At 37.8% G+C, this 24268-nt stretch carries 22 protein-coding genes and 1 pseudogene; 3 read left to right on the top strand and 20 right to left on the bottom strand.

Going from position 1 to position 24268, the window contains the following annotated elements:
- Positions 1 to 119: 119 nt before the first annotated feature.
- The 8 genes and pseudogenes from CZ490_RS19460 to CZ490_RS22430 form a co-directional block, all read right to left on the bottom strand.
- Positions 120 to 1295 (bottom strand): quaternary amine ABC transporter ATP-binding protein, encoded by a 1176-nt coding sequence (locus CZ490_RS19460; RefSeq protein WP_077620404.1) that lies wholly within the window; start codon positions 1293 to 1295, stop codon positions 120 to 122.
- Positions 1295 to 2155, bottom strand: a complete 861-nt coding sequence (locus CZ490_RS19455; protein ID WP_077620403.1) for an ABC transporter permease — start codon at positions 2153 to 2155, stop codon at positions 1295 to 1297. The genes CZ490_RS19460 and CZ490_RS19455 overlap by 1 nt, the downstream gene beginning before the upstream one ends.
- 134 nt (positions 2156 to 2289) lie before the next feature.
- Complete coding sequence (locus tag CZ490_RS19450; RefSeq protein ID WP_077620402.1) at positions 2290 to 3300, bottom strand: ABC transporter substrate-binding protein; 1011 nt, start codon at positions 3298 to 3300, stop codon at positions 2290 to 2292.
- 640 nt (positions 3301 to 3940) lie between these two features.
- Entirely contained in the window at positions 3941 to 4324 is a 384-nt protein-coding gene (locus CZ490_RS19445; protein WP_077620401.1) for a hypothetical protein, read from the bottom strand.
- A 21-nt stretch (positions 4325 to 4345) separates the two neighbouring features.
- Positions 4346 to 5215 carry an AraC family transcriptional regulator gene (locus CZ490_RS19440; RefSeq protein WP_077620400.1) on the bottom strand — a complete coding sequence of 290 codons (870 nt, stop codon included), beginning with the start codon at positions 5213 to 5215 and terminating at the stop codon, positions 4346 to 4348.
- A gap of 132 nt (positions 5216 to 5347) precedes the next feature.
- Positions 5348 to 6814, bottom strand: coding sequence for an MFS transporter (locus tag CZ490_RS19435; protein WP_077620399.1), 1467 nt, complete (start codon positions 6812 to 6814; stop codon positions 5348 to 5350).
- A gap of 118 nt (positions 6815 to 6932) precedes the next feature.
- On the bottom strand, positions 6933 to 9860 hold the full coding sequence (locus tag CZ490_RS19430; RefSeq protein WP_077620398.1) for a glycoside hydrolase family 2 protein: 2928 nt from the start codon (positions 9858 to 9860) through the stop codon (positions 6933 to 6935).
- Between the two features lie 201 nt (positions 9861 to 10061).
- Positions 10062 to 10220: pseudogene (locus CZ490_RS22430) on the bottom strand (hypothetical protein); the annotation flags it as partial.
- A gap of 61 nt (positions 10221 to 10281) precedes the next feature.
- Between CZ490_RS22430 and CZ490_RS22190 the strand changes: the two are divergent.
- A complete protein-coding gene (locus CZ490_RS22190; RefSeq protein ID WP_142255404.1) occupies positions 10282 to 10515 on the top strand; it encodes a hypothetical protein in 234 nt (77 codons plus the stop codon).
- 15 nt (positions 10516 to 10530) lie between these two features.
- Here CZ490_RS22190 and CZ490_RS19425 read toward each other — a convergent pair whose 3' ends face one another.
- From CZ490_RS19425 to CZ490_RS19390, 8 genes are all read right to left on the bottom strand, one after another.
- Positions 10531 to 11307, bottom strand: a complete 777-nt coding sequence (locus CZ490_RS19425; RefSeq protein ID WP_234987262.1) for a serine/threonine protein kinase — start codon at positions 11305 to 11307, stop codon at positions 10531 to 10533.
- 288 nt (positions 11308 to 11595) lie between these two features.
- Positions 11596 to 12192, bottom strand: coding sequence for a 50S ribosomal protein L25 (locus CZ490_RS19420; protein WP_077620396.1), 597 nt, complete (start codon positions 12190 to 12192; stop codon positions 11596 to 11598).
- Positions 12193 to 12347: 155 nt separating this feature from the next.
- Entirely contained in the window at positions 12348 to 13022 is a 675-nt protein-coding gene (locus CZ490_RS19415; RefSeq protein WP_077620395.1) for a metal-dependent hydrolase, read from the bottom strand.
- A gap of 81 nt (positions 13023 to 13103) precedes the next feature.
- Positions 13104 to 14243 (bottom strand): hypothetical protein, encoded by a 1140-nt coding sequence (locus tag CZ490_RS19410; protein WP_077620394.1) that lies wholly within the window; start codon positions 14241 to 14243, stop codon positions 13104 to 13106.
- Between the two features lie 134 nt (positions 14244 to 14377).
- Entirely contained in the window at positions 14378 to 15004 is a 627-nt protein-coding gene (locus CZ490_RS19405; RefSeq protein ID WP_077620393.1) for an NAD(P)/FAD-dependent oxidoreductase, read from the bottom strand.
- Positions 15005 to 15094: 90 nt separating this feature from the next.
- On the bottom strand, positions 15095 to 17530 hold the full coding sequence (locus CZ490_RS19400; protein WP_077620392.1) for a heavy metal translocating P-type ATPase: 2436 nt from the start codon (positions 17528 to 17530) through the stop codon (positions 15095 to 15097).
- A 74-nt stretch (positions 17531 to 17604) separates the two neighbouring features.
- Positions 17605 to 17811 (bottom strand): copper chaperone CopZ, encoded by a 207-nt coding sequence (copZ, locus tag CZ490_RS19395; RefSeq protein ID WP_077620391.1) that lies wholly within the window; start codon positions 17809 to 17811, stop codon positions 17605 to 17607.
- A 52-nt stretch (positions 17812 to 17863) separates the two neighbouring features.
- A complete protein-coding gene (locus tag CZ490_RS19390) occupies positions 17864 to 18190 on the bottom strand; it encodes a metal-sensitive transcriptional regulator (RefSeq protein WP_077620390.1) in 327 nt (108 codons plus the stop codon).
- A 244-nt stretch (positions 18191 to 18434) separates the two neighbouring features.
- Between CZ490_RS19390 and CZ490_RS19385 the strand changes: the two genes are divergently transcribed.
- Both CZ490_RS19385 and CZ490_RS19380 read left to right on the top strand, forming a co-directional pair.
- On the top strand, positions 18435 to 19451 hold the full coding sequence (locus tag CZ490_RS19385) for a TIGR00341 family protein (protein WP_077620389.1): 1017 nt from the start codon (positions 18435 to 18437) through the stop codon (positions 19449 to 19451).
- Positions 19452 to 19529: 78 nt separating this feature from the next.
- Positions 19530 to 20240: an HAD family hydrolase gene (locus CZ490_RS19380; protein WP_077620388.1), complete on the top strand. Its 711-nt coding sequence runs from the start codon at positions 19530 to 19532 to the stop codon at positions 20238 to 20240.
- A 74-nt stretch (positions 20241 to 20314) separates the two neighbouring features.
- Here the strand turns inward: CZ490_RS19380 and CZ490_RS19375 are convergent, their stop codons facing one another.
- Genes CZ490_RS19375 through CZ490_RS19360 form a run of 4 tightly spaced genes read right to left on the bottom strand, consistent with a single transcriptional unit; the run spans position 20315 to position 24237 of the window.
- Entirely contained in the window at positions 20315 to 21130 is an 816-nt protein-coding gene (locus CZ490_RS19375; RefSeq protein WP_077620387.1) for an ABC transporter ATP-binding protein, read from the bottom strand.
- Positions 21130 to 22161, bottom strand: a complete 1032-nt coding sequence (locus CZ490_RS19370; protein ID WP_077620386.1) for a FecCD family ABC transporter permease — start codon at positions 22159 to 22161, stop codon at positions 21130 to 21132. The genes CZ490_RS19375 and CZ490_RS19370 overlap by 1 nt, the downstream gene beginning before the upstream one ends.
- On the bottom strand, positions 22158 to 23192 hold the full coding sequence (locus tag CZ490_RS19365) for a FecCD family ABC transporter permease (RefSeq protein WP_200801608.1): 1035 nt from the start codon (positions 23190 to 23192) through the stop codon (positions 22158 to 22160). The genes CZ490_RS19370 and CZ490_RS19365 overlap by 4 nt, the downstream gene beginning before the upstream one ends.
- Before the next feature lies 1 nt (position 23193).
- A complete protein-coding gene (locus CZ490_RS19360) occupies positions 23194 to 24237 on the bottom strand; it encodes an iron-siderophore ABC transporter substrate-binding protein (RefSeq protein WP_077620385.1) in 1044 nt (347 codons plus the stop codon).
- Between the last annotated feature and the right edge of the window lie 31 nt (positions 24238 to 24268).

Here is a 24268-nt window from a genome sequence, read left to right as displayed (position 1 = left end):
ATCATGAATCCTATTAGTAAAGAGAGAAAGGGGTCCCAATAGTTCCCTTAAGCATCTAATTATAGAATTACAATCTAGCAATATAAAAAGCCCAGAATAATAGCATCTGGGCTTTTTGTTTATTGCACTAAACTTGATAAAACATGAACACGAAGAATGATTCCTATTAGACGTTGATCCTCATCCACAACAGCTAACGGAAACTTTGTTTCAAGCGCCTTCGGAATAATATCTTGGATATATTCATCCTTTGTAACTGTAAATATATCTTCCCGAATAATATCTGTTAGGGTCTTCTTTTCTTTTATTCCATCAATTGCGTCGTCAATTGTAACAATTCCTTGTAATTGGCGATGCTTATTAACAACGAATACACTGGAAATCCCATTTTTTCGCATCTCTTTTACCGCAACCTGTAAACCATCTTTTAAAGATACCAATGCACTAGATTTAATCATTACATGCTCTGCCTGCAATACTTTCGAGCGGTCAATATCCTTTATGAACTCAGATATATAGTCATTGGCCGGTGTCTCAATTATCTCTTCTGGAGTCCCGATTTGCTCAACTACCCCGTCCTTCATGACAGCCACTCGGTCCCCTAGCTTAAAGGCTTCATTGATATCGTGAGTGATAAATACAATCGTTTTTTGAAGCTTATCTTGAAGGTCTAACAGTTCGAGTTGCATTTCCCTTCGAATGAGAGGATCAAGGGCACTAAAAGGTTCATCCATTAGAAGGATGTCAGGGTCATTGGCTAACGCACGCGCAAGACCAACACGCTGTTGCATCCCACCTGAAAGCTCCCCTGGATATTTATCCTCATATCCTTTTAGACCAACTATTTCAATGTTTTTCAGAGCAATTTCTCTTCGTTCTTCCTTCGAAACATTTTTAATTTCAAGTCCGTATTCGACATTCGCTAAAACTGTCCGATGACTAAATAAACCAAAGTGTTGGAACACCATTGCAATTTTATCTTGTCTGAATTTCTTAAGTTGAGACGAATTGTAGCGAACAATATCTTCCCCATCAACATGGATGGCGCCAGAGGTTGGTTTATTTAACAGGTTAAAACAACGAATCAATGTTGATTTACCACTCCCAGAAAGCCCCATGATGACAAAGATTTCACCTTTATTAATTTCCATTGATGCATTGTAAACACCAACGGTATGATTTGTTTTTTCTAAGATTTCCTTTTTGCTCATTCCTTTTTCAACCATCGGAATGACTGATTTTGGCTTAGAACCAAATATCTTTGAAACATTCTCTATTTTAATTTTTGTTTCCATTATTCAGACCCCCTGTGTTTCTGGAAGGAATTTGCCACTCCTGATGTCACACGATCGATAATGATAGCTAGAAACACAATACTTATACCCGCTTCAAACCCGAGTGCCATATCAATACGATTAATTGCAATTAAGACTTGCTCTCCAAGTCCTTTCGCACCTACCATCGATGCAATAACAACCATCGCAAGTGCCATCATGGTTGTTTGGTTTACCCCTGCCATAATAGTTGGAAGTGCCTGTGGCAATTGTACCTTTGTTAGCATCTGCCATCTTGAGGAACCGAATGATTGAGCAGATTCAATCACATCTTCGTCAACGTTGCGAATCGCTAGTTCAGTCAAACGAATAACTGGTGGCAATGAATAAATCAGCGTTGCAAATACAGCTGAAACATTCCCTAGACTGAAGAAGAATATCGCCGGAATTAAATAAACGAAACTTGGCATTGTTTGCATCGCATCTAATACTGGTCTCATAAAAACAGAGAACCTTTTACTAAACGCCATCCAAACCCCAAGCGGTATCCCGATAATGAGAGAAATGACAACGGACGTTAAGACAATTGCAATCGTGATCATCAATACATCCCATAATCCAAATGTCCCAATTAAGAATATAAAGAATGCATATAAAACACCTGAAACCGCTGATTTAAAACGCCATCCCATTAGGAAGATAATGATTAAGAAGAGCCACCATGGAATGAAGCTAAGAAAACTATCGATTCCATTGATTGTTTGAGAGGAGATTAGATGTATGAAATCAAAAAAACCTTCGAATGTTGTATCTAACCATTTGATAAACTTTTCAACATATTTACCAAGAAAATCCCATCGTATATCTGGAAAACTACCCATAAACAGGTTACATAATGTAACCTTTCACCTCACTTTTTTTCGACAAAAATCGCTGAAAATAGTAGTAGTTGACAGTCTGCCAACTACTACATTTCTATTCTTATATCCAGGCTCCATCAGGTGCCTAGCGTTTTTTATTCTAATGAACTTTTTACTTTTTCTGCAATATCCTCTGGAACCCAAGTTGTCCAGATATCCTCATGTTGCTTCATCCACCAGTCTGCCGCTTCTTCTGCAGAAGCTTCATTCTCATTCATATAGTTAAGAGCTTCTTCTGTTAAGTCGTTACTAGTTTCATAGTTTTTAAGAAACTCTACAACCTCTGGTGCTTGTTCAGGCATATCCTTATGAACTGCCACAACTACATCGTTTGGTGGGAATGCAGTCCCAAAGTCCTTGTTCCATTGTTCTTCGTTATATTCAGGTTCTTCTAACAGTGTAAGGTCATATTTTGCTGTTACCCATGTTGGTGACCAATAGTAACCTACCCAACCTTCACCACTTTCATAGGCATCTACAAGTGTTGCAACTGCACTTGAATCTGAACCTGGACTAATATAGCTAAATGTTTCACCTAACCCATACGTTTCAAATTTTGCTGTCATTGTTTCGTTAACAGCCCAACCAGTAGGAGCTCCTACAATACGTCCTTTACTTGAATCTTCTGGATCCGGAAACACTTCTGGGTACTTCTTCAAGTCTTCAACAGTTTTCAAATCAGGAGCCAGCGGCTCGATGCCTCTTTCTTCGTCTCCTTCAATTACATACGTTGGAACGTAAAGACCTTGACTGTTATCATCGAAGTTGGTAGACATTGTCACAATTTCCCCTGCTTCGGTCATTTCTTCATAAAGCTCCTTGACATTATCTGTCCATACTTCCAAATAGACATTTATGTCACCTTGGCGAAGTCCCTCTAGTGTTGCTGGAGTTGAACCTACGGTAACTTCCGTTTCATATCCGTATCCTTCTTCGAGAATTCGTTGCGCTATACTGTTATGGAAGCGAATGCTATCCCATCCAGCATCAGCAAGCACAATTTTATCTAACTTTTCTGGTTCCCCATCTCCTGATGAACCTTCACTACTACAACCGATTAAAGCAAGTACTAAAACGGTTAGTAGTATAAATACCTTTTTCTTCATAATAATGACTCCCCTTTATATCTATAGTTTTTTCGACAATGTTAATCAACCGGATTATTTACCCTATAACGCAACTACAGCGAAAAATGAATCAGTATTCATTTTTCTGTTACACGTATCCCTTACCCTTTTCTACCTTTCCCGGCATCTGAGTTTTTTTACAGTACTATATTACGAATAATAGAAAAGTAGCTACAATACATTATTCTGTAAGATGGTAAAATGCAGAAGAAGTGGTTTAGCGCTGCATTTTCATATATTGCGGTATCTTTAGAACTAGGCGGGTAGGAATAGCGCTTGTAAAATAGAGGTAAAAGCTAGGCTCCCTTAAAAGTATAGAGGAATAATAAAACGATAACAAACCTGATAATCTAGCATATCCCGGGATAAACTAGCATATTTTGCGCTTTCGAAATCTTAGGGGTCCGAAATGGTTTATCCTTCAAGTATCCTCACATATCCTCAAGTATCCTCAAATTCTGGTGGAATTTTCTGTTTTCTATCTAAATATGCAAAGTATAGTGCTTATTAAGGACTATAGTTCTACATGTAGTAGTCTCACTATTCATTACACGTAAACTTTTGAAGATAAATAAAAAGCCAGATCCTCCTTTTTGAGAATCTGGTTTTGGTTTTCCAACTATTTGATTTCTCTTTTTCTCTTCTGCAAGTACTTTTCATTGAGGACAAGTACTTTACCATCCTCTGCTGGACGGTATTTTCGGAAAAAGTATTTGTTCTTTTCAAATATGTTATTACCGACAATATAAATAGGAAGAATGATTAATAAGTTAATTACCATTTGCAACAATAAGTTTAGATTCCTATTAAATATATAAATAGAAAAAACCACATGAAATGCAAAAGAAACCATTAACACAATAAGCACATTACAAATATGAAAAGCAATCACGCTCGATTTCTCTCGAAACATTCGCTCTAGCTCAAGTTTAAAAAAGAGAGAAATAAACACTGAAATTCCTATCGCAATCAGGGTTACGATATATGTGAAAAACGTGACCATTTCTTCAAATCCTCCTTACCCTCAAAGTTCCTTATCTCCTCTTGTTTTATACGTTTTTCGATATAAACTAGGAGAAAGTCCTATATGCCGTTTAAAAAACCTGCTGAAATGAGCTTCACTTTCAAATCCACATTCCGAGCTGATTTGTTTAATGGTCCAATCGGGGTACATATTAAATAAATGGATGGATTGTCTTAAGCGATATTGCATAACATAATCCATTATTGTTTGCCCCGTTTGTTCTTTAAACATGTGTACCATATAAGACTTGCTTATATTAATTTCCTTAGCTACGTCTTCTAACATGATTTTTTTATTAAAATGTTCCTGTACATAGGTTGCAATTTGTTGGATATACGCATTATTTTCATAAATATCATCAGAACTTATTAATTTCTCTTCTCGATATTGACGGATTGAGTAAAGTAATTCCATGAGCTTTACTTTTAGTTCATTTTCACCTTCTAATAAAGGTCCATTCATTGTTAGCTTTTCCATATCTTCTACCAAGCCTACTAATCTTTTTAAATGTTCATCTCCTGTACGATAAATACTGTGATGGTTCATTTGGAAAGGCTTTAATAAGTTGGCTGCATCTAGAAATTCTAGTACTGGAAGTATCCATTCTAAGGAAAACTGAACAATACTCCTATCATATGACCGCTTATCACCCGTAACAAAGGGTTTGTGTAATTTACTTCCATCCATGAGAATAATATCGCCTGGAACTAGATCATAAACCTTATTATCAATTAAATATTTACAGTTTCCAGCATGAAAAATAAAAATTTCATAATGAAAATGGGTATGATAATCAGGTGACTTTTCAATCCCTTTTTGATGAGAAATAGCAAATAAATTATATAAACTAGAACTCTTAGTTTCCCTCATACCATACCCTCATTTTTTAATAATTGATTTTTCTTTCTTCTTTCACCATGGCATGATACATCTACGAAGTCAACAGGAAAAGGAAGAAACCATATTAGATTTCTTCCCTGCTTATCTTAAGACAAGTACTATTTATTCGGTTTCATGACCTAGGTCTTTTTGTACAACACTTAATGTTTTCTTATCTAGGTTGTATACGAAAATAAGAGCTATTATAACTAAGATCATACCTACAATCGGGAAAATCACAGATAGATTCTTAATACTTATTGCATATTCCGCCGTCCATGTTGAAGCATCACTTAATTTCAACCCTGGTAAGATAATTGCTATCGTTGCTGGGACAATAGAAGCACCTAATCCCTGACCTAATTTACGAATCATCGAGTACATGGAATAAACGGACCCTTCATTCCTTTTTCCAGTCTTCCATTCTTGATAGTCTATTGCATCAGCTACCATTGCCCATGTATAGATGGCTAGACCGAATGAAAAAATACTTGCGAACGCTTGTAATCCCAACCAAATAAATGGATTACTAATTGGAGCAAATATCATGATTAGATAAACAGCAATACTAATTAATAGAGGATATGCAATAATTTCTTTTTTACCAAATCGCTTAACAAGTCGGTTTCCGATAGTAGCACCGATAATCATCGGAATGAGTGTTACAATGATTACGTAAGAATTCAATCTACCATCCTCGAAGTATAGTTGAAACGTAAGAGAGTTAAGCTGCTGCGCACCATTTATAAATAGTATTTGAGCTATAGCAACTAATGCTAGTCCAATCATTGCTCGATTCTTAAAGAAGTTAATGAACGTTTCTAAAAAGCTGTATTTTTGACTTTGCAGTGATGTATTGTGATGTATAATACGTTCCTCAGTATTGTAGTAAAGAGCAACATAACTAAGAATGGCTAAGACACCGGTTACAAGTGTGATTGGAAACATTAATTCCCCCTGGAAAATACTCTTTGTTTCACCATCAACTACCACAGTTGTGTAAATAACCATTGGAATAAAGATTCCATAAAGAATATTTGGAACAAACCCACCAATACTTCTTGCTGTTGACAATGCCGTTCGTTCTGAAGCTTTCGTAGTCATTACAGAACTTAAAGCCCCATAGGGAACGTTTACAAAAGTGTAAAGGATGTCCCATAAGAAATAACTTCCAGCGAACAAAGCTAATTTTGCAGCGTAAGACCATTCCGAAGCATCAATAAACATAATCGACATTGAAAAGGCTAGGAAAGGTGCCATCCTCATAATCCAGGGTTTGAATTTATCCTGAGTTTTTAGTCGAAAACGGTCTATAATCATACCGATAAGCGGATCATTAATACCGTCTAATATTTTCGCGATTAAGATGATTAGAGCATAATGCGCCAATTCAATCCCTATAAATTGGGTAAAGAAGATAAACATATACATATTTACTAAGTCAAAACTGAAATTTCCTCCTAAATCACCCATGAAATAACCGAACGTATCACGTTTCCCAAACGGACGTTTAGATGTATCATAACTAGTTGTCGACTGTTTGGTGCTAATGCCTGAATCCTCCGCCACTTCCAATTTCTTTACAGCCATCAAATCTCACTCCTTCGGAATATATATTTAAGCCTTTTCATTTTTAGAGTATTAAATCAAAAGTAGATTGATAGAGCGGCTCCTCTCTTCCTTTAATTCTAGAGCCGCTATTTACCTATTATTTAGCTTCTTTTACAAACACAACGTACATGTTACTGTTTTCGACATTTGTTTCATCTTGGTTTCCACCTAAGGTTAGGGTTGTTCCAGCCTTGACCTTCTTCTTATACACGGTATGGCCGGAATGATGCACAAGTACCCTATCTTCTGTCTCCTCATACTCTTCCACTAACCACTCTGGTCGATTTAATCGATTGTCATGTGCAATTAAGACGTAGGCATCTTTTTTCACAGTAAAATGAATCAAATCAAGTGCCTTATAATTAGTTTCATCATTTGCAACTTGGATATAGTCACTACCCACTAACTTTTCTGACAAAAACTGAAACTCGTACTCTCTATCGTTGTAAATACGGTCACCTGTACAAACGTTGACCTTTACGCCACCCGTTTCACATATACCAGAATATGAATAATCCGTTATCAGTTCAGAAGCTTCAATATCGGTATTATCCGTTAGGAAGTTTTCAACAGGTCCATCACCAATCGCAGGCTCTTCTCCAAGCGGATCGACTGTATAATGTGGAATCACTGTGGATAACCCATGAGAATAAGGAACAGATGTAACTTCTACTAGTACCGTATCCTTCTCTAAACCTTCAATTTCTCCAGTAAGTTTTATCTGGCCTGGACGTAGGATTGAACGAATCGCCACTCGGTTAATACCAGCCTCTATATCTAAAAAGGTATTATTAGTGGATCCTTCTTTCCCACTGTTATAGCCACCACGCCATATTCCCGGACCTTCCATTTGGAAATCAATCCGACCTTCAAATGTTGGTACACGGTTTCCTTCTTTATCCACAACCTCTGCATCCACTAGCAAAATATCAGATCCGTTTGCTTGAAAACCTCCCGAATTAACTAGAGGAGTTAACTTGACAGCAATAGGTTCACCAGCTGTTTTCTTTAATTGCTTAGTAACTAGATTCTTATTCTCATCATAAGCTAACGCTTCAATCGTTCCAGCTTCCCACTTAACATTTTCAAAGGTAAATAGATACGTATGGTCTCTCTGGCCAATCCCAATGGATTTACCATTCACGAACAATTCCACTTGTTCTGCATTTGACATGACGTACACATCTTTTACGGTTCCTTGTGGATAATTCCAATGACCAATGATATGAACCTGTGGGTCTTCTCGGTAAATCGCCTTTGTCGCAAAATAGGCTTCTTTTGGTAACATCACTGCATCCACTTGACCACTTACACGGGCCACTTCCGAATGGACACGACCATGACTTGTCGAATCTGAGTAAATCCAGTTTGCGCCCCCACCATGAGCTGGATGACTAATTTTTTCAAAATGCTTTGCTTGATTTTTAGCAAATTCTTCGGAAGTTAAATTGTATGCAGATCCATCAGATGTCTTATAATTTTCATATCCAGGTGTATAACGATCCCAGACACGTCGTGCTGCTTCTTCACGATTGTACTCCCCTTCTATGACGGGTTTCCCTTTACTTTTGAGTTCCCAACTACCTTCCGTACCAATCGAAACATCCACATACTTTTCCATCGTTAAATCACAGCGTCTATGTGCATACGCACGCCTGCCATGAGGATCCCATGTCTCGGTGATTTCCTTTAGGGTCTGTGCCTCTTTATCAGGGACACTTTGGTTACCACCTTCCCAGATTAAAATGGATGGATGATTTCGGAAGTATATAATCATATCGCGGTAAGCATCCGAACGAATTTTATAAGAAACGTCACTATAGACTCCACCTACGGTACTACCCTCACCGTCAACACCAGGCTGGATAGTAATTAACCCGTACTTATCTGCTAGCTCAACATCGATTGGGGCACCTGCTGAATGACCCCAACGGATCATATTTCCACCTGCTTCTTTCATTTGCTTAAAAATAAATCCGTGCATCCAGTTTGGATAGGCCGCACCTAAACCTGCCCATTCATTTGTTGGCCGTTGTCCCCAGCCCTTTAATTTGACTTGGTTCCCATTAATGAAGAAACCTTGATCAAAGGTGAACTCAAACGTCCGAATTCCTAGTGGAGTATCAACTGAGTCCGTCGTATTTCCATTCGTACTTAACGTCGTTCGAACTGTATACAAATATGGATACTGAGGTGACCAGCGATGTGGATTCTTCAATACATCGGAGGTCTTGAACATGAGTGTTTCTCCGGCCTGTAAAAGCCTATTCGTCTCCATGGTTTGGATAACTCTACCATCATGGTCTAGAATTTCAGCAATAAAAACGACTTGCTTGCTCGTTTCATGCTCATTCACCACCTCTGCCTCAACTGTTACTACCGCTTGTTCATCGGTGATATCTGAAGCATAGACGTACGTCCCTTGTGTTTTCAAAAAACTGTATAGTGGTAACGTGATATGAAGCTTATCCTTAATATGAAGGAATACATTCCGGTAGATACCACCATGTGTTGGATGCCAGTGTGAGTCATGCCAACTAAGGACATCATCGGTTCCTTCCGCTTTATAAGGAAAGGTATTATCAACCATTATTGCAAGTACATTCGGCTCATCCCCAAAATGGACATGCGGTGTCAGATCATAACCAAACGGGATAAAACCGTTTTCATATTTTCCAACTAATTTGGTACCATTGATATACACATCTGCAGCTTGTCTAACACCTTCAAATTCAATATAAATCTTTTTATCATGATCTTTTTGAGTCAGTTTAAACTGTTTCCGATACCACGTTTTCCCGGTAAACATACTCCGCTCACCATTATGTCCGCCTTCCATGTAATTATCAAAGGTATCTGTATCATTAAACGTATGCGGTGCACTCACCATTTCCCAATCAGAATCGTCAAAGTCGACCTGATTTGCACCTTGCACATCCGCCCTCTTAAATTTCCAGCCTATATTAAAATTATATTTACTAGCAGTCGCTTTACTCTTTTCTATAGGCAACAGATTTTCAGTCAAAGTAATCCCCCCATCTTCTTAGGTTAAATCAAAGTAAACCCTTTCATTTATGTATATTTTACTCTACAAACATGGAATAGTCGTTAACTCAGATAGCCGATATTCGTCTGAAATTTGACTCAAATAACTTTTAATCCGTTACTTCAAAATAGAAAAAGCAAATCCAAAAACCACGAATGAATGGATTTTTGGATTTGCTCCTTAAACCATTTTTCGATCCCAATGTCGATGTTCAGCAATAGCTTGAATAAAGTCTTTTACAAACGTAGTACATGTCCCCTCTACTACTCCAAGATTTCCGGACAAGTTATTTTCTTGAAAGAACATAACTCCATCATTGGATGCCGCGATTGGTTTGAAATGCTTGTATGTATGTTAGAATACTATAATAGACAACTAAAACACGAAACGAGGCGATACTATGTTTGATAAACTTAAAAGACAGCTAAGGAATATCGCACGAGGTAGCAGTAGTAGACGAAAACATCGTTATTACGGGGGAAGTAGCAGAAATAAAAAACATCGTTACTATGGTGGTAGTAGTAGCAACAAGAGACATAAATACTTTGGCGGAAGTAGTAGCAGAGGTCATAAATATAACCCAATGAGTGGTAGCAAACGCTATAAACGAAGAAGCTGGGGAAGTAGCAGTTAAAAAAACACTCAATCACTATTCCCGAAAGCTTTCTAACGCTGCATAAAGATCTCTCAAAATCGATTCAATCGAAGAATATGGCTTATCTATTCTGAGTAGCCTTTTTAATAATATAACCGTTTCCTTTTTTAACGAAAGTTCTTCTGTCCACGGAAGGGCTTTTTTCGTTTTAGGAGAATAGGTCGTATACAGCAAGTATAGAAGGATATCTCCTACATCGTAATAATCCTGAAGTTTCCACTCTTCAATAGATTTTCCTTTCACTTTAGCAGGAGTTTGATTTTGTTTTACTTGTTTGGCCAAGCCAAAATCAATTAGATATGGCTCATTGTTCTTTACTATAATATTGGGTATCCGTAAATCAAGATGGTAAACATCCGTTTTATGAAGGTATTCGACTAGTTTGATTAATTCATCAATAAATAATAAAGCCTCTTTCTCACGAAAGGTTTTCTTATTTAGAAAAATCTCGTCCTGCAAATTTACCCCATCGATATAACCCATTACATAAAAGTATTGGCCTCGCTCTGAAAAGGCCTCATAAAACATAGGCATACGTTCATGTTCTAGATTCTCTATAATATAAATTTCATCATAAAAAAGCTTAACCTCATTTGTATTGTTGCGTTTGCTCGGCCTAAGCTGCTTGATTATTTTATTTTCATTCGTATTAAGATCACGACAAAGATAGACGATACCATAGCTACCAGTGCCAATATAATCTAAAACCTGGTATCGTTGATTTAAAATTTCCGCTTTTTTTAATGGTTTATCTACAAAGAACTGATACATTTTTCGTATGGGCCTTATCATGTCTTACTCCTTTTTGACTGTAGGGTAGAGGCTATCACTATATTACAAAACATTTGCTAAGAAACAAACCTCAATAAAAACTATAGCAGAGAACATAAACATGCCTCTGCTATAGACGAATAAAGTAATTTTTTTCAAAAAAAGTATTGCTATCCTTATTCATTTTGTTTTACACTAATAAACGGTAAAAATACTAACGTATATACCACTGTTTTGGGTCTGTCTTTTAGTCCTATTCTCAACTTACCAGGTTAGATTGTTAGGTTATTAGACACCCGAAACTTCAACTTCACTTGAATCTTCCTCTTCAGATTGAGCTTTTACATAGTCGATCAACACGATTGTTTCATCATCTTCGTGATTGACGGTACAATTTGTATATTCTTTCTTAATATCGCCTACTCGAACTGTATGACCGATCTCAAATTCCGTGATATCAATCTCTATATAATCGGGAATATCACTCGCTTTTGCTGTTATATCCAATTCGTGAATAAATTGGTTAGCAGTGCCACCAACCTTTTCACCCTTTGAAGTTCCCTTTAAAATAACATTAATTCTAGTATCAATCTTAGTGTTCTGATTCACTTGTAGGAGATCTACATGTAGTAATTCCTTCGTTACTGGATTACTCTGGTAATCTCTTAAAATAACATCATTTGATTGACCATCAAGGTTTAGAGAAAAGATACCGTTTCTACCAACAGCCTTCAGAGTCCTTCTTAAATCAGCGTTACTAATGACGATGGACTTCGTAGTAATATCGCCTCCATAAACAACCGCAGGAATATTCCCAGCACTTCTCATTCGTTTCAAGCTTGATCTCTTTACTTCTTTTCGTTCTTGAGCCACTAATGTACTCATTTTATTACCACCTTTCTTGATTATGTATATAGGAAAATCTTAAACTACCTTTTTTGTAGTTTAAGATTTTAAAAAATTTCCTATATAATCAAGTTTACATAATTCATAATTTTATTTCAAACTACCTGCTTGTTACCCGATTGTTAGTCTGTTTTTTACAGGCGGAATCGGAAAATCTTATTGGTAAGAGGATAGAGAAATTTAACTCCTTTTTTCGTCAGCATATCTCCTACTAGATGCGAAAGATATGCGGCTGTGGAAATGAGAGACAAACCGTCCACCCCGGTGCTAGCCTCTAATAGGTATGACATATACCACCAATAGAGTACTGCCCAAATTGTATGGGTTGTTCCTCTATGCGCAAACCACCCTGCTACCCCAATGTACAAGCCAAACATCACCAGCCACCAAAATTGGTTTGTAAAAGCATAATATAGAAGGAATAAACTTAAAACGCTCATTAATATATTTTTCAAGGTCTCCTGACTTTTCAAGGAAAGCCCTACTATAACTGCTCCCCACCCAAAAAGAAGTAGGATATTTTGTTGATTAATCCAGTTCTGATTTAGAAAAGACAAGAAACTTAAATCTAAAAAGTAGGTTATCAATGACAGGGCCATTAATAGCCCTCCTACAAATAGTCCGCCTTTTTTAATAAGTTTAGCTGTCTTTGTTACTCGTTTATTTAATAGATTATTTCCATCTAGATCAGGGGCAAGGGATGCAACACCTGTTGCAACTAAAATAACAGGTGCCATCTCAGGTGAGTGACTGATGGACGCCACTACTCCTATCCCTAATCCTATTGTTAAATGTGTACGACCTTTCATGCTGACACCTCATAGATGATATTTCTTTCTCGTAAGTATTGATTACGAATGACATTGCAAATAAACGTACAACCTTCCTCTTTATAATAAATGTTCAATTTGTTCTTCAATTGCTTGCTTTAGTTCTTCCTGTGAGGATATGTTATCAATTTCATAGAAATCAAGAATAATTTGGTAGATGCTGTCATCTAGCATATATACCCTCAGCTCGTCGATAGGAAGTGGTGATTGTTGCAACAAGCGTATCACTTCATACCATTTGTTCAATTCGTCTTTCTGAAGAAGCTTTTTATATTTGTTGTCGGGAACGTCCTTTGATAAAAACAATGAATAACTAGTACATTCTCTTTGCTCAAGCGTTTCAACCTCAATATCACGATCTTCACATGTTAAATAAATCCCTGATTTCTCTCTGCCTGGAAATTGTGAAGTATCAAAGCCAAGGTCATATAATGATTCATTTGTAGATTCAAACTTAGGCAAATCTTTTCTAAAATAATAGATGTGGGTATAGCTTTTAGCGTTTAAATCACCATAAAAATGGTGTTGAAAGATAACATCCATTAATTCATCTTCATTCGTTACTTCCTGTAATTCTTGATTATAGGGTATTTCTATTTCAAAATCTCCCGCTGATACTTGGTAGTATTGAAATCGATTTGGATAATCCTTGAACAAAGAATCAGTTACAATAATGTTCTCTAATGTATAACCATTCTGCTTCCCGAAAGCATCAATTTCTTTTATGTAAACGAGAGCTTCAAGCAACCTTTTTCTATCACTCTGTAGATCAAGTCCATTCTCTTTGAATAAAAGTAATTTAAATTCTTTTTCTATTTCTTTTTTACTCTGGGAGTAGAATGTTTCGTTTTCTATTCTTGAGGATGAAAATCCTATACTTCTTAGCTTTTCTGCTGATTGAGAGCTTTGATATTGCTGATTTAGTTCATAAAATTCCTTTTCTTCATCGTATGTATCACCTGTTATTTTGGGAAACAAAGGGTTTGTTAATTGAACTTTGAAAACAAGGCTAGGATCATCTTTTTTTGCAACAACTGAACTCCCATAGGATGATTTCGCACCAAAACTAGGTTCCATTATCACATCTACTTCAAGTCCATGTGTCTTCTTCACATATTTTTTTACATCTTCACTAGATACCGAGCAGCCCGAAATGATAATAATCGCTACAATCAAGAAAACAAGCTTTAACCGAGTCATATTTACCCACCTTTCTTACTAAATTTTCCACACTCTTCTCTTACTATATTAGTTTAATGTAAGCACCTGCCAAATTAAATGAATCTTTACTACTAAAAAAACTACCTCCTATTTTATAGGAAGTAGTTTACACTCTATGCTATAGCATTTTTTATGTTTTCAATACCAAAACGGTTAATAAACTTGGCCAACGGTTCTCGCTTCTTGCCGTTTTCAGTATAAATAGTAATGATTTTATCGACAACATCATAGAGTTGTTCTGGGGTTAGTTGCTCCGCAGTTAAAATGCCTGTTCTAGCATCTTTTCCCTTTGCTTTACCACCAATATATAAATCATAGCCATCTCTTACTTTCATTACACCAATATCATTTACTAAAGGTTCACCACATCCAACTGGACATCCAGTATAGGCTGGACGAAGTGTAAATGGAACTTGTTTTCCCGCTATTCTCTTGTTTAATTCAATAGCGACGGGCATTCCTTCCTCTTCCGCACCTTTACAAAAATTACAGGTTCTTAAGCTCTTTACATAATTACCTACTGGGTAACAGGATAATCCTACTTCCTTGAACTTTTCTATAGCCAAATCAACTTTGCTTTCTATTACGTCAATGTAAAGTTGCTGAAAAGTTGTCAATTCCAGTTCATCGCCATCATTCATGTATTCAGCAATAACAACCAGTTGTTTTGCATTCAGTTTTGCACCGAATGAGATTCCACCGTTCACAGCCAATTTAATCTTTTTTTCTACTTCATTCATTTCGATTCTCACATCCTACTACTTACTTTTTCAAAGTAGGTACAAAAGCTAAAGAGTAACAGTACGGTAACTCTATAGCAGACAATCACTTTATTTTTGTAATTTTACTCGTTGTAATCGTAATGCGTTTAGTACAACCGAAACGGAACTAAATGCCATAGCTGCACCCGCAACCCACGGTGCAAGTAATCCGACCGCGGCAATTGGAATTCCTATCGTGTTATAAGCAAAAGCCCAAAATAAGTTTTGTTTAATGTTACGCATTGTTTTGCGGCTCATTAAAATGGCATCAGCAATACTATTTAAATCACCACGAATAAGGGTAATATCTGCCGCTTCCATTGCTACATCTGTACCCGTACCAATTGCCATTCCAATATCAGCGGTAGCAAGTGCTGGTGCATCATTTATACCGTCACCGACCATTGCTACTCGTTTGCCTTGTTGTTGTAATTTCTTCACTTCTTCTGCCTTTCCTTCAGGAAGCACTTCTGAAATGACTGAGTCAATGCCTACCTCTTTACCAATTGCTTGGGCTGTGCGCTCATTATCACCTGTCATCATGATGACATGAATACCCATATCATGTAGGCGTTGAACAGCCTCTTTAGAGGTCTCTTTAATGGTATCTGCTACAGCAACGATTCCTGCATACTTCCCATTAATCGCAGCGAGCATCGCTGTCTTACCATCAGTCTCCAACTTCTCCATCACTGGGAGCACAGATTGTATATCGATACTATATTGCTGCATAAGTTTACGTGTACCAATGACAACACCTTGGCCAGAAACTGTTGCCATTACACCATAACCAGGAATTGCTTCAAAGAATTGGACGTTACCCAATTCGATGCCTTTATCTTGAATACCTTGGACAATTGCTTGTGCCAATGGATGTTCAGATTGTTTTTCAGCTGCACCGATTAGTGATAAAAACATTCCTTCATCTTGACCTTCTGCAACTAAAACATCTGTTAAAACTGGTTTACCATGAGTGACAGTACCTGTTTTATCAACTACTACTGTGTCGATACCTTGTGTTTGTTCTAAATGCTCGCCACCTTTAAATAAAATACCGAACTCTGCTGCACGACCGCTACCTGCCATAATGGAAGTCGGAGTCGCAAGTCCTAGAGCACATGGACAAGCAATAACAAGGATGGCAATTAACACTTCAAGTGCTGGTGTAACCTCTCCCGGTTGAATCCAAATGATCCAAACGAGGAATGTAAGGATGGCGATCCCCACCACAATCGGAACAAAAATTCCTGAAATCTTGTCTGCCATTCGTTGGATAGGTGCTTTTGAACCTTGAGCATCTTCTACGACCTTAATAATTTGGGATAATGCTGTATCACGCCCAACCTTTGTCGCTGTCATTTTGATAAAACCATTTTTATTAATCGTTGAACCGTACAGTACGTCTCCGGTTGATTTATCAACTGGTAGACTTTCACCAGTTAACATTGATTCATCAACAGCTGTTGTTCCTTCTAACACTTCGCCATCGACGGGAATTTTCTCACCTGGCTTTACTAAAATGGTGTCACCAATTATAACCTCTGCTAAAGGTACTTCTTTCTCAACTCCATCACGGACAACGATGGCTGTTTTCGCTTGAAGTCCCATGAGTTTTTTTATCGCTTCGGATGAACGCCCCTTAGCCCTTGCTTCAAATAATTTCCCTAAAACAATTAGTGTAATCAGCACTGCACTTGTCTCAAAGTAAAGGTGTGGAGCGTGGTGTGTTCCAGCTGTAACGATTGCTTGATATACACTATAAAAATAGGCTGCTGAAGTACCCATGGCAACAAGCACATCCATGTTTGCACTACCATTTCGGAGAGCTTTGTATGCACCTACATAAAACTGCTTTCCAATAATAAATTGTACGGGTGCTGCTAAGATCATTTGAATCCATGGATTCATTAAGATGTCTGGTACATATAAAAACGAGGTAAAAGAAAAGTGCCCAACCATCGTCCATAATAATGGTAAAGACAAAATAGCCGACGTAATAAACTTCCGCTGCTGATCTTTAATTGCCTTCTCTCTGTGATCTACCTGCTCTGTATCCTCTTGCTTTTGATGAGCACCGTATCCCAATTTTTCTACCTTTGCAATGATGTCTGCAACCGCTACTTCTGCAGGATTAAATTCAATCATCGCTTTCTCAAGAGCTAAGTTCACATTAGCAGATGCAATACCATCCATTTTGTTTAACCCTTTTTCAATCCGTGTTGCACATGCTGCACAAGTCATTCCTGTAATATCTAACTCTGCTTTTTGCTTCACTACACCGTAACCTAATGCTTCTATTTTCTTTTCAAAATCAGTCTCACTTAGTTTGGAAGGATCATATTTAATCGATGACTTTTCGAGTGCCAGGTTAACAGATGCTTGTTCAACACCCTCCATTCTATTTAACCCTTTTTCAATCCGCGTCGCACATGCTGCACAAGTCATTCCTGTAATTTGAATACTCGCTTCTTTTGCTTTACTTGCACCTATTGCATTTGTACTCATGTTCTTCCCTACCTTCTATATACCTACAAGGGGTATATTTTTATGAAAATGAGAGAGTGCTTTTAAAAGCACTCTTATTCTACATCGTATCCTTGATCTTCAATTGCCTCTTTGATTTTATCAAGGGATACCTGGGATTCATTAAACGCCACTTCAACCAACGCTTCGTCTAATTTTACATTTACTTGGTTCACACCCTCTAGTTCACCAACGCTGCTTTCCACAGCTTTCACACAATGTCCGCAAGACATTCCTGTTACGTTTAACGTTACTGTTTGCATATTCATTCTCTCCTTTAATATGGTAAATTACATACTTTATCGGTAAATAAGCTTATTTCTTCATTAGTTTTTGAATCGTAACAACTAACTCATCCAGGACTTCATTATCACCTTCGGATAGGCGGTCAACGACACACCCTTTAAGATGGCCCTCCAAAAGGATTTTAGCCACACTATTTAAAGCAGATTGTGTTGCGGAAATTTGAGTAATAACATCATCACAGTAGACGTCCTTATCAATCATACCCTTTATGCCTCGAATTTGACCTTCGATTCGATTTAAACGATTAGTTAAATCCTTCTTCACACGTTCAGGATGATGACTTTTACGACCAGACGTAACATCATCTGTATGACATGCGTTATCATTGTTTTCCATCGCTCAACCTCCTAACTTGATTCCATAATAGCATACCCCCGAACGGTATGTAAAGTCATTAGAAATACAGTTACTAAAAAATTCTTAATTAGGTAAAAATAGTTCCCACACAATTATTGGCCCTGTGAGGCTATTAGATTACCAGGGATACTATTTTTTATATTATGTCGTTTTATTTTAATACGTTTTGTTATTGGCAAAACTATTATGTATTTACAAGGGCTATTATATTGGAGATGAATAAATGGATTTACAACTTGTTGAAGCATATGTTCCAGATAAGTTTTTTAATAAAGTGGATGAGTCATTAAGAGAGTATCCTCATGTGTCGTACTGGATATCGGTAGAATCAAAAGATCGAATCCTAATCCGTGTGCTTGTAGAAACGAAAGACACTGAAGAGATATTGAACTACTTGGAGGGTGTAGTAAATGTTATTGAGGGATTTGAAGTACTACTATTCCCTGTCCAAACCTACATCACTCGATTAACAGAGGAAGAAAAAGAAAAGCGACGAAATGAAGTGGAAGAAGACGCGAATAAGCTTCAAAGGGCCAGCCGCCAAGAGTTATTCGGAACCATTACAAAAGCCAGCCACATCACCCTTACTTATACCCTGTTAATCGTTATCGCTGCCATTGTAGTAACGATTGGATTTATCCAAAACAGCCAAGCTGTGATTATTGGAGCAATGGTTATTGCCCCGATGCTTGGGCCTGTAATATCCATCGCCTTTTCAGCTATTTTAGGTGATTTTAAATTGCTTAAAAGCTCGACCATTACTTTACTATACGCTGTCTTCATTGTAATCGGGATATCTATTGGTTTTTCTTTCTTTTTCCCTGTCCCGTTTGAAAGCAGCGAGTTTGCTTCAAGAACTCATGTAAATGTAGTGGATATGGTTTTGGCATTTGCTACTGGTATAGCTGGTGCATTATCAATTCTGAACCGATTACCAGGTTCATTGGTAGGAGTCATGGTTGCTGTTGCTCTTATACCACCCAATGTGGTGCTAGGGATGTCCATCGGTTCAGCCATGTGGCAAGAGGCATATGGTTCCATGCTATTACTTGTCGGAAACATTACCTCTGTTATCTTAGCCGGTATTATCGTCTTTTCCTTGAGTGGCATCCAACCAGTAAAATGGAGCGAAGTAGACAAAGCAAAAACGTCACGAAAACTATCTATACTGTTTGTCAGTCTCGTTATTATCCTATTACTTATCGTCATCCTTTTCAGCAATAAGGTGGATTTAGTATAATCGTGATTCATGTGACCCATATTTTGAATCTGTACGGTTAATAGTTTTATCAGTATGATAGATAGTGGAGGCGATAGAATGGATACCATTATCTTTGATGTAGATGACACATTATATGATCAAGCCTTATCCTTTAAAAATACATGCAAAAGAATCTTTGACAAATCATTTACAGAGGATGAGCTTGAAACCTTTTATAAAGTGAGTAGAAAGCATAGCGATGCACTATTTGATAAGAGTGTTGCGGGTGAACTATCAGTAGAAGAGATGCACATACGTAGAATAACAGATGCATGCGATGAGCTTGGCATTGCGGTTACTACCGCTAAAGCACTCGATTTTCAAGCAGCATATGTTGAGGAGCAACAAAAGATTGCCTTATTTGATGAAGTGGTAGAATTATTTGACTTACTGTATCAGCAAAAGAAACAACTTGCCATTCTAACAAATGGCTCTCAAGGGCATCAAGCGATGAAAATTAAGCAGTTGGATCTAACTAGGTGGATACCTGAAGAAAATCTATTTATATCCGAGTCCATCGGCTACTCGAAACCAACACGTGAAGCCTTTCGTGTTCTTGAATCAAAACTTCAATTAAATAAAGAAAAGACAGTCTATATTGGTGATTCATTTGCTAATGATATCGTAGGAGCAAAACAAGCAGGCTGGCACGCCATCTGGATGAATCATCGTAATAGAAAACTACCTACAGGTACAGTTACACCTGATCACACTGTTTATCACGCAAAAGAGTTATTAGATCTTTTCAAGAAAAGCGAAACATTTTAACACAAAAAAAGAAGCTTCTTTAAAGTAACTAATGAGAAGCTTCTTTTATTTATTTGACCGATATTGTTTTATACTTAAGAGTACATTCTTACATTATTATGATATCGGCCAATTGGTACCACAAAGGGAGAATCCGAAACGGGGTCACTTACTACAGTGCAATGGAGACCAAAAATGTCTTCAATCAGTTGACTTGTAATAACCTTGGATGGCTCCCCCTCTGCGACAAGTCTTCCTTTCTGAAGAGCAAAGATATGATCTGCATAACGTGCAGATAGGTTGATGTCATGAAGAACCATAACAATCGTTGTTCCGTTTTTTCGATTGATGTCTGTCAGTAGGTCTAGAATTTCAACTTGATAAGTGATATCTAAATAGGTAGTAGGTTCATCAAGAAACAGAATATCTGTTTGTTGTGCTAGAGCCATGGCAATCCATACCCGCTGTCTTTGCCCTCCTGAAAGTTCATCAATATTTCGATTGGCAAATTCCGAAATATTCATAATCTCCATTGCTTCAGCAACAGCTTCATAATCCTTTTTAGTCCAGCCTTTTAGAAGGGTTTGGTGCGGAAATCTTCCTCTTCCAACTAAATCTGCAACCGTTATTCCCTCTGGAACAATAGGTGATTGTGGCAAAAGCCCTAACATTCGAGCTAACTGTTTTGGTGGTATTTTATTAATCGGTTTTCCGTCCAACGTAACTCTTCCAGAGGTAGGCTTAATCAATCTAGCCATCGTTTTAAGGAGGGTAGATTTACCACAACCGTTAGCACCAATCAAAATGCTTATCTTATTGCTTGGAATATTCATACTTACATCATGTAATATGGTTCTATTATCGTACCCTGCCGTAATTCCTTCAGCTAGGAAAGTATGTGTCGAATTCATTATAAATCTCCCTTTCGGTTCATTCGGAATAGCAAGTAGATCAAGTATGGTGCTCCAATAATACCTGTAATAACCCCGACAGGATATCTAGCAACGAACGCGAATTGTCCAACCAAATCTGAAGCTAATACTAAAATAATTCCCACAAGACCTGCTGGAATAACACTTGAAAATCCAACACCAACGAGTCTCCTTGCAATCGGTCCAGAAAGGAATGCAACAAAGGCGATGGGTCCTGTTGTAGCAGTTGCCAACGCAATAATAAGTACGGAACTGATAATAAGTACAAGCCTTGTCATATCCGTATTGATTCCAAGCGAAGTGGCTGCTTGCTCCCCAAGTTCTAATAGTTCTAATCGTTGCCCAAGTGCGATGATGACTGGTGCGAAGATAAGAACGGTAATGATTAAGGGATAGAGAGTTTCCGTTTTAGAGCCATTTAGACTTCCACTTAGCCATCTCATCGCGGTTGGTATATCGTGTTCCTGACCAATCATCAATAAGTAGGCAATGACCGCATCTAACATTGCTTGAATCCCAATACCTACCAGTATTAATCGACCAATTGAAAAAGAGGATCCTTTTGATAATAGAAAAATGACTAACACTGTAGCAAGTCCACCAATAACGGAAGCAATCGAGACAACTGTATTGCTAGCTTGAAGAATAATGATACAAAAAACAGCAGCTGAACTTGAACCAGCTGTTATTCCAATTACATTTGGATTTGCTAAAGGATTTCGTAACATTGTCTGGAATACATAGCCAGAAACTCCGAAAGCAAACCCAGCAAATACACCTGCAACCATTCTCGGATAACGGATGGTACCGACTGCAAATGATGCACCTTTAACTTCTTCGCCAAATAGAACACCGATAACATCCTGAACAGGATAAATAGTGTTTCCTAGCATAAGCATGGCACAGCAAAGTGCAAAAGCAATGACTGCAAGAATGGATGTCACAATTATAAAACGTCGACGTCTCTTTGATCTACCTACCATGATGAGATTCATTGATTCATTTATCATAACGCACGCATTTTCGCTTTCATAGTTATTAAGATTAGTATAGGAGCCCCAATAAATGCAGTAACTACGCCAACTTCAAGCTCACCAGGTGAACCGAGAAGTCTGCCACAAACATCCGATATAAGTAATATGACGGCACCCGAGAGTGCTGACATCGGGATAACGTATCGTAAATCAGGACCAATTAGAAGTCGTATTACATGAGTAGCTAGTAACCCAACAAACCCAATAGGTCCTGCGAGTGCTGTTGTTACCCCACACAATAAAACTCCACCAAAAGCAGCACTGAGTCTAAGTGTACCTGTTCGTACACCTAAACCCGTTGCAGCTTCATCTCCTAAAGCTAAAGCATTCAATGCAGGGGCCGTAAAGAGAGCAATTAGAATTCCTATTAGTAGAAAAGGAATAAAAATTAAAATAGAGTCCCAGTTACCTGCCCCTACACTACCAACCTGCCAAAATCTAAATTGATCCATAACGCTCGTGCGAGTAATCATAATAGCCATAACGAGTGATGATAAAGCAGCACTTGTTGCGGCTCCCGCTAGAACGAGCTTAAGGGGCGTGGCACCGCCACTCCCTATCGAGCCAATTCCGAATACAATAATGGCAGTAATCATTGCTCCCGCTAATGCAAGCCAAATATATTGACTTGCACTACCAATATTAAGAAAGGAAATTCCACAAACGACAAAAAGCGCTGCCCCTGTGTTCACTCCTAATATACTAGGGTCTGCAATAGGATTTCGAGTGACCGATTGCATTAAAGCCCCAGAAATCCCCAATGCGGCACCACACATCACACAAAATACAGTTCTAGCGACCCTTTGGCGAACTACATTGGCACCATGTGAATGTACATCGGGATGGAATAAACCATCCATTAGTTCACTCCATCCAACGATTCGAGACCCGAAAGCAAAAGATGCCAATAAGCTTATACCAAGTAAAATCATTGAGAGGATCAATACTTTTATAAATTTTTTCGGTATAAGGAACTGCTTATTTTCAGTTACACTCTTATCCATCATTTTATTTCAACTTACTTACAGCTTCTGAGAGATAAGTTAAGTACTCATCAATTGAGTATTGGATAGCAAGAGGGTTTGGAGTTCCCGCTGCTGCAAGTGGGGTGTTATCTCCAATAATTACAACAGAACCTCTCTCTATCGCTGGTATCTTTCCAAAGATTGGATCAGCCTGTAAAGCCGCAAGAGTACTACCATCACCGTATGACACCAACACTTCCGCCTCGTTAAGCATATCAGCATTTTCAGCACTTACTTCTATATAGAAACTACCCTTAGTCATTTGATTAGCAATACTTTCAGGATAATCCATTCCTAATTCAGTTAGGAATTCACCACGTGGATCTTCTGGTGAGTAGATGTAGAATTTGGATAAATCAGCAGGACTAATACTTACGAATGCTGCCTTTTTACCCTTAATTTCAGGATGTTCTGATGTTTTTTCTTCAATTAATTTCTCTATATCAGCAATAAGTTGCTTACCTTCTTCTTCTAGACCCATTCCCATAGAATTATAAAGGGTCTGTTCACGCCATGAAGCTACCCAAGGACTAGTTTGATAGGCAACTACAGGTGCGATTTCACTTAAAGTATCGTATTCTTCTTGAGTAATACCTGAGTACGTAGCAAGAATGACATCCGGATTAGCATCTGAAATGGCTTCATAATCGAGCCCATCTGTATCTTGAAAGATAGTTGGATTTTCCTGTCCAAGTTCTTTTAATTTCTCTGCTGTCCAAGGTAGCATTCCGCTCTCATCCTGAACACCATAGTTTGCAGCTGAGAAACCTACCGGCACAACTCCAAGTGCTAAGGCAATATCATGATTTCCCCATTGAATGGTTACAACTCGTTCTGGTTGGCTTTCAATAACAGTCTCCCCTAGAGCATGTTTAATTGTCATTGGGTATGTTGAGTCTGTATCAGTTGAAGGAGCTGACTCTTTGCTTTTTTCTTCAGTATTCGAAGACTGGCTAGAGCAGCCTGCCAATGCAAGTATAGAAATAATGGTTAAAGTTAGTAGTAAAAATATTTTTTTGTTTTTCATTTAGAACCCTACCTATCTAATATTTTTTTAA

This window comes from Litchfieldia sinesaloumensis, from assembly GCF_900156865.1.
GTDB lineage: Bacteria > Bacillota > Bacilli > Bacillales > Bacillaceae_L > Ferdinandcohnia > Ferdinandcohnia sinesaloumensis.
Note: the sequence above shows the minus strand (reverse complement) of the source record. Positions and strands in the feature narration are given on the sequence as shown.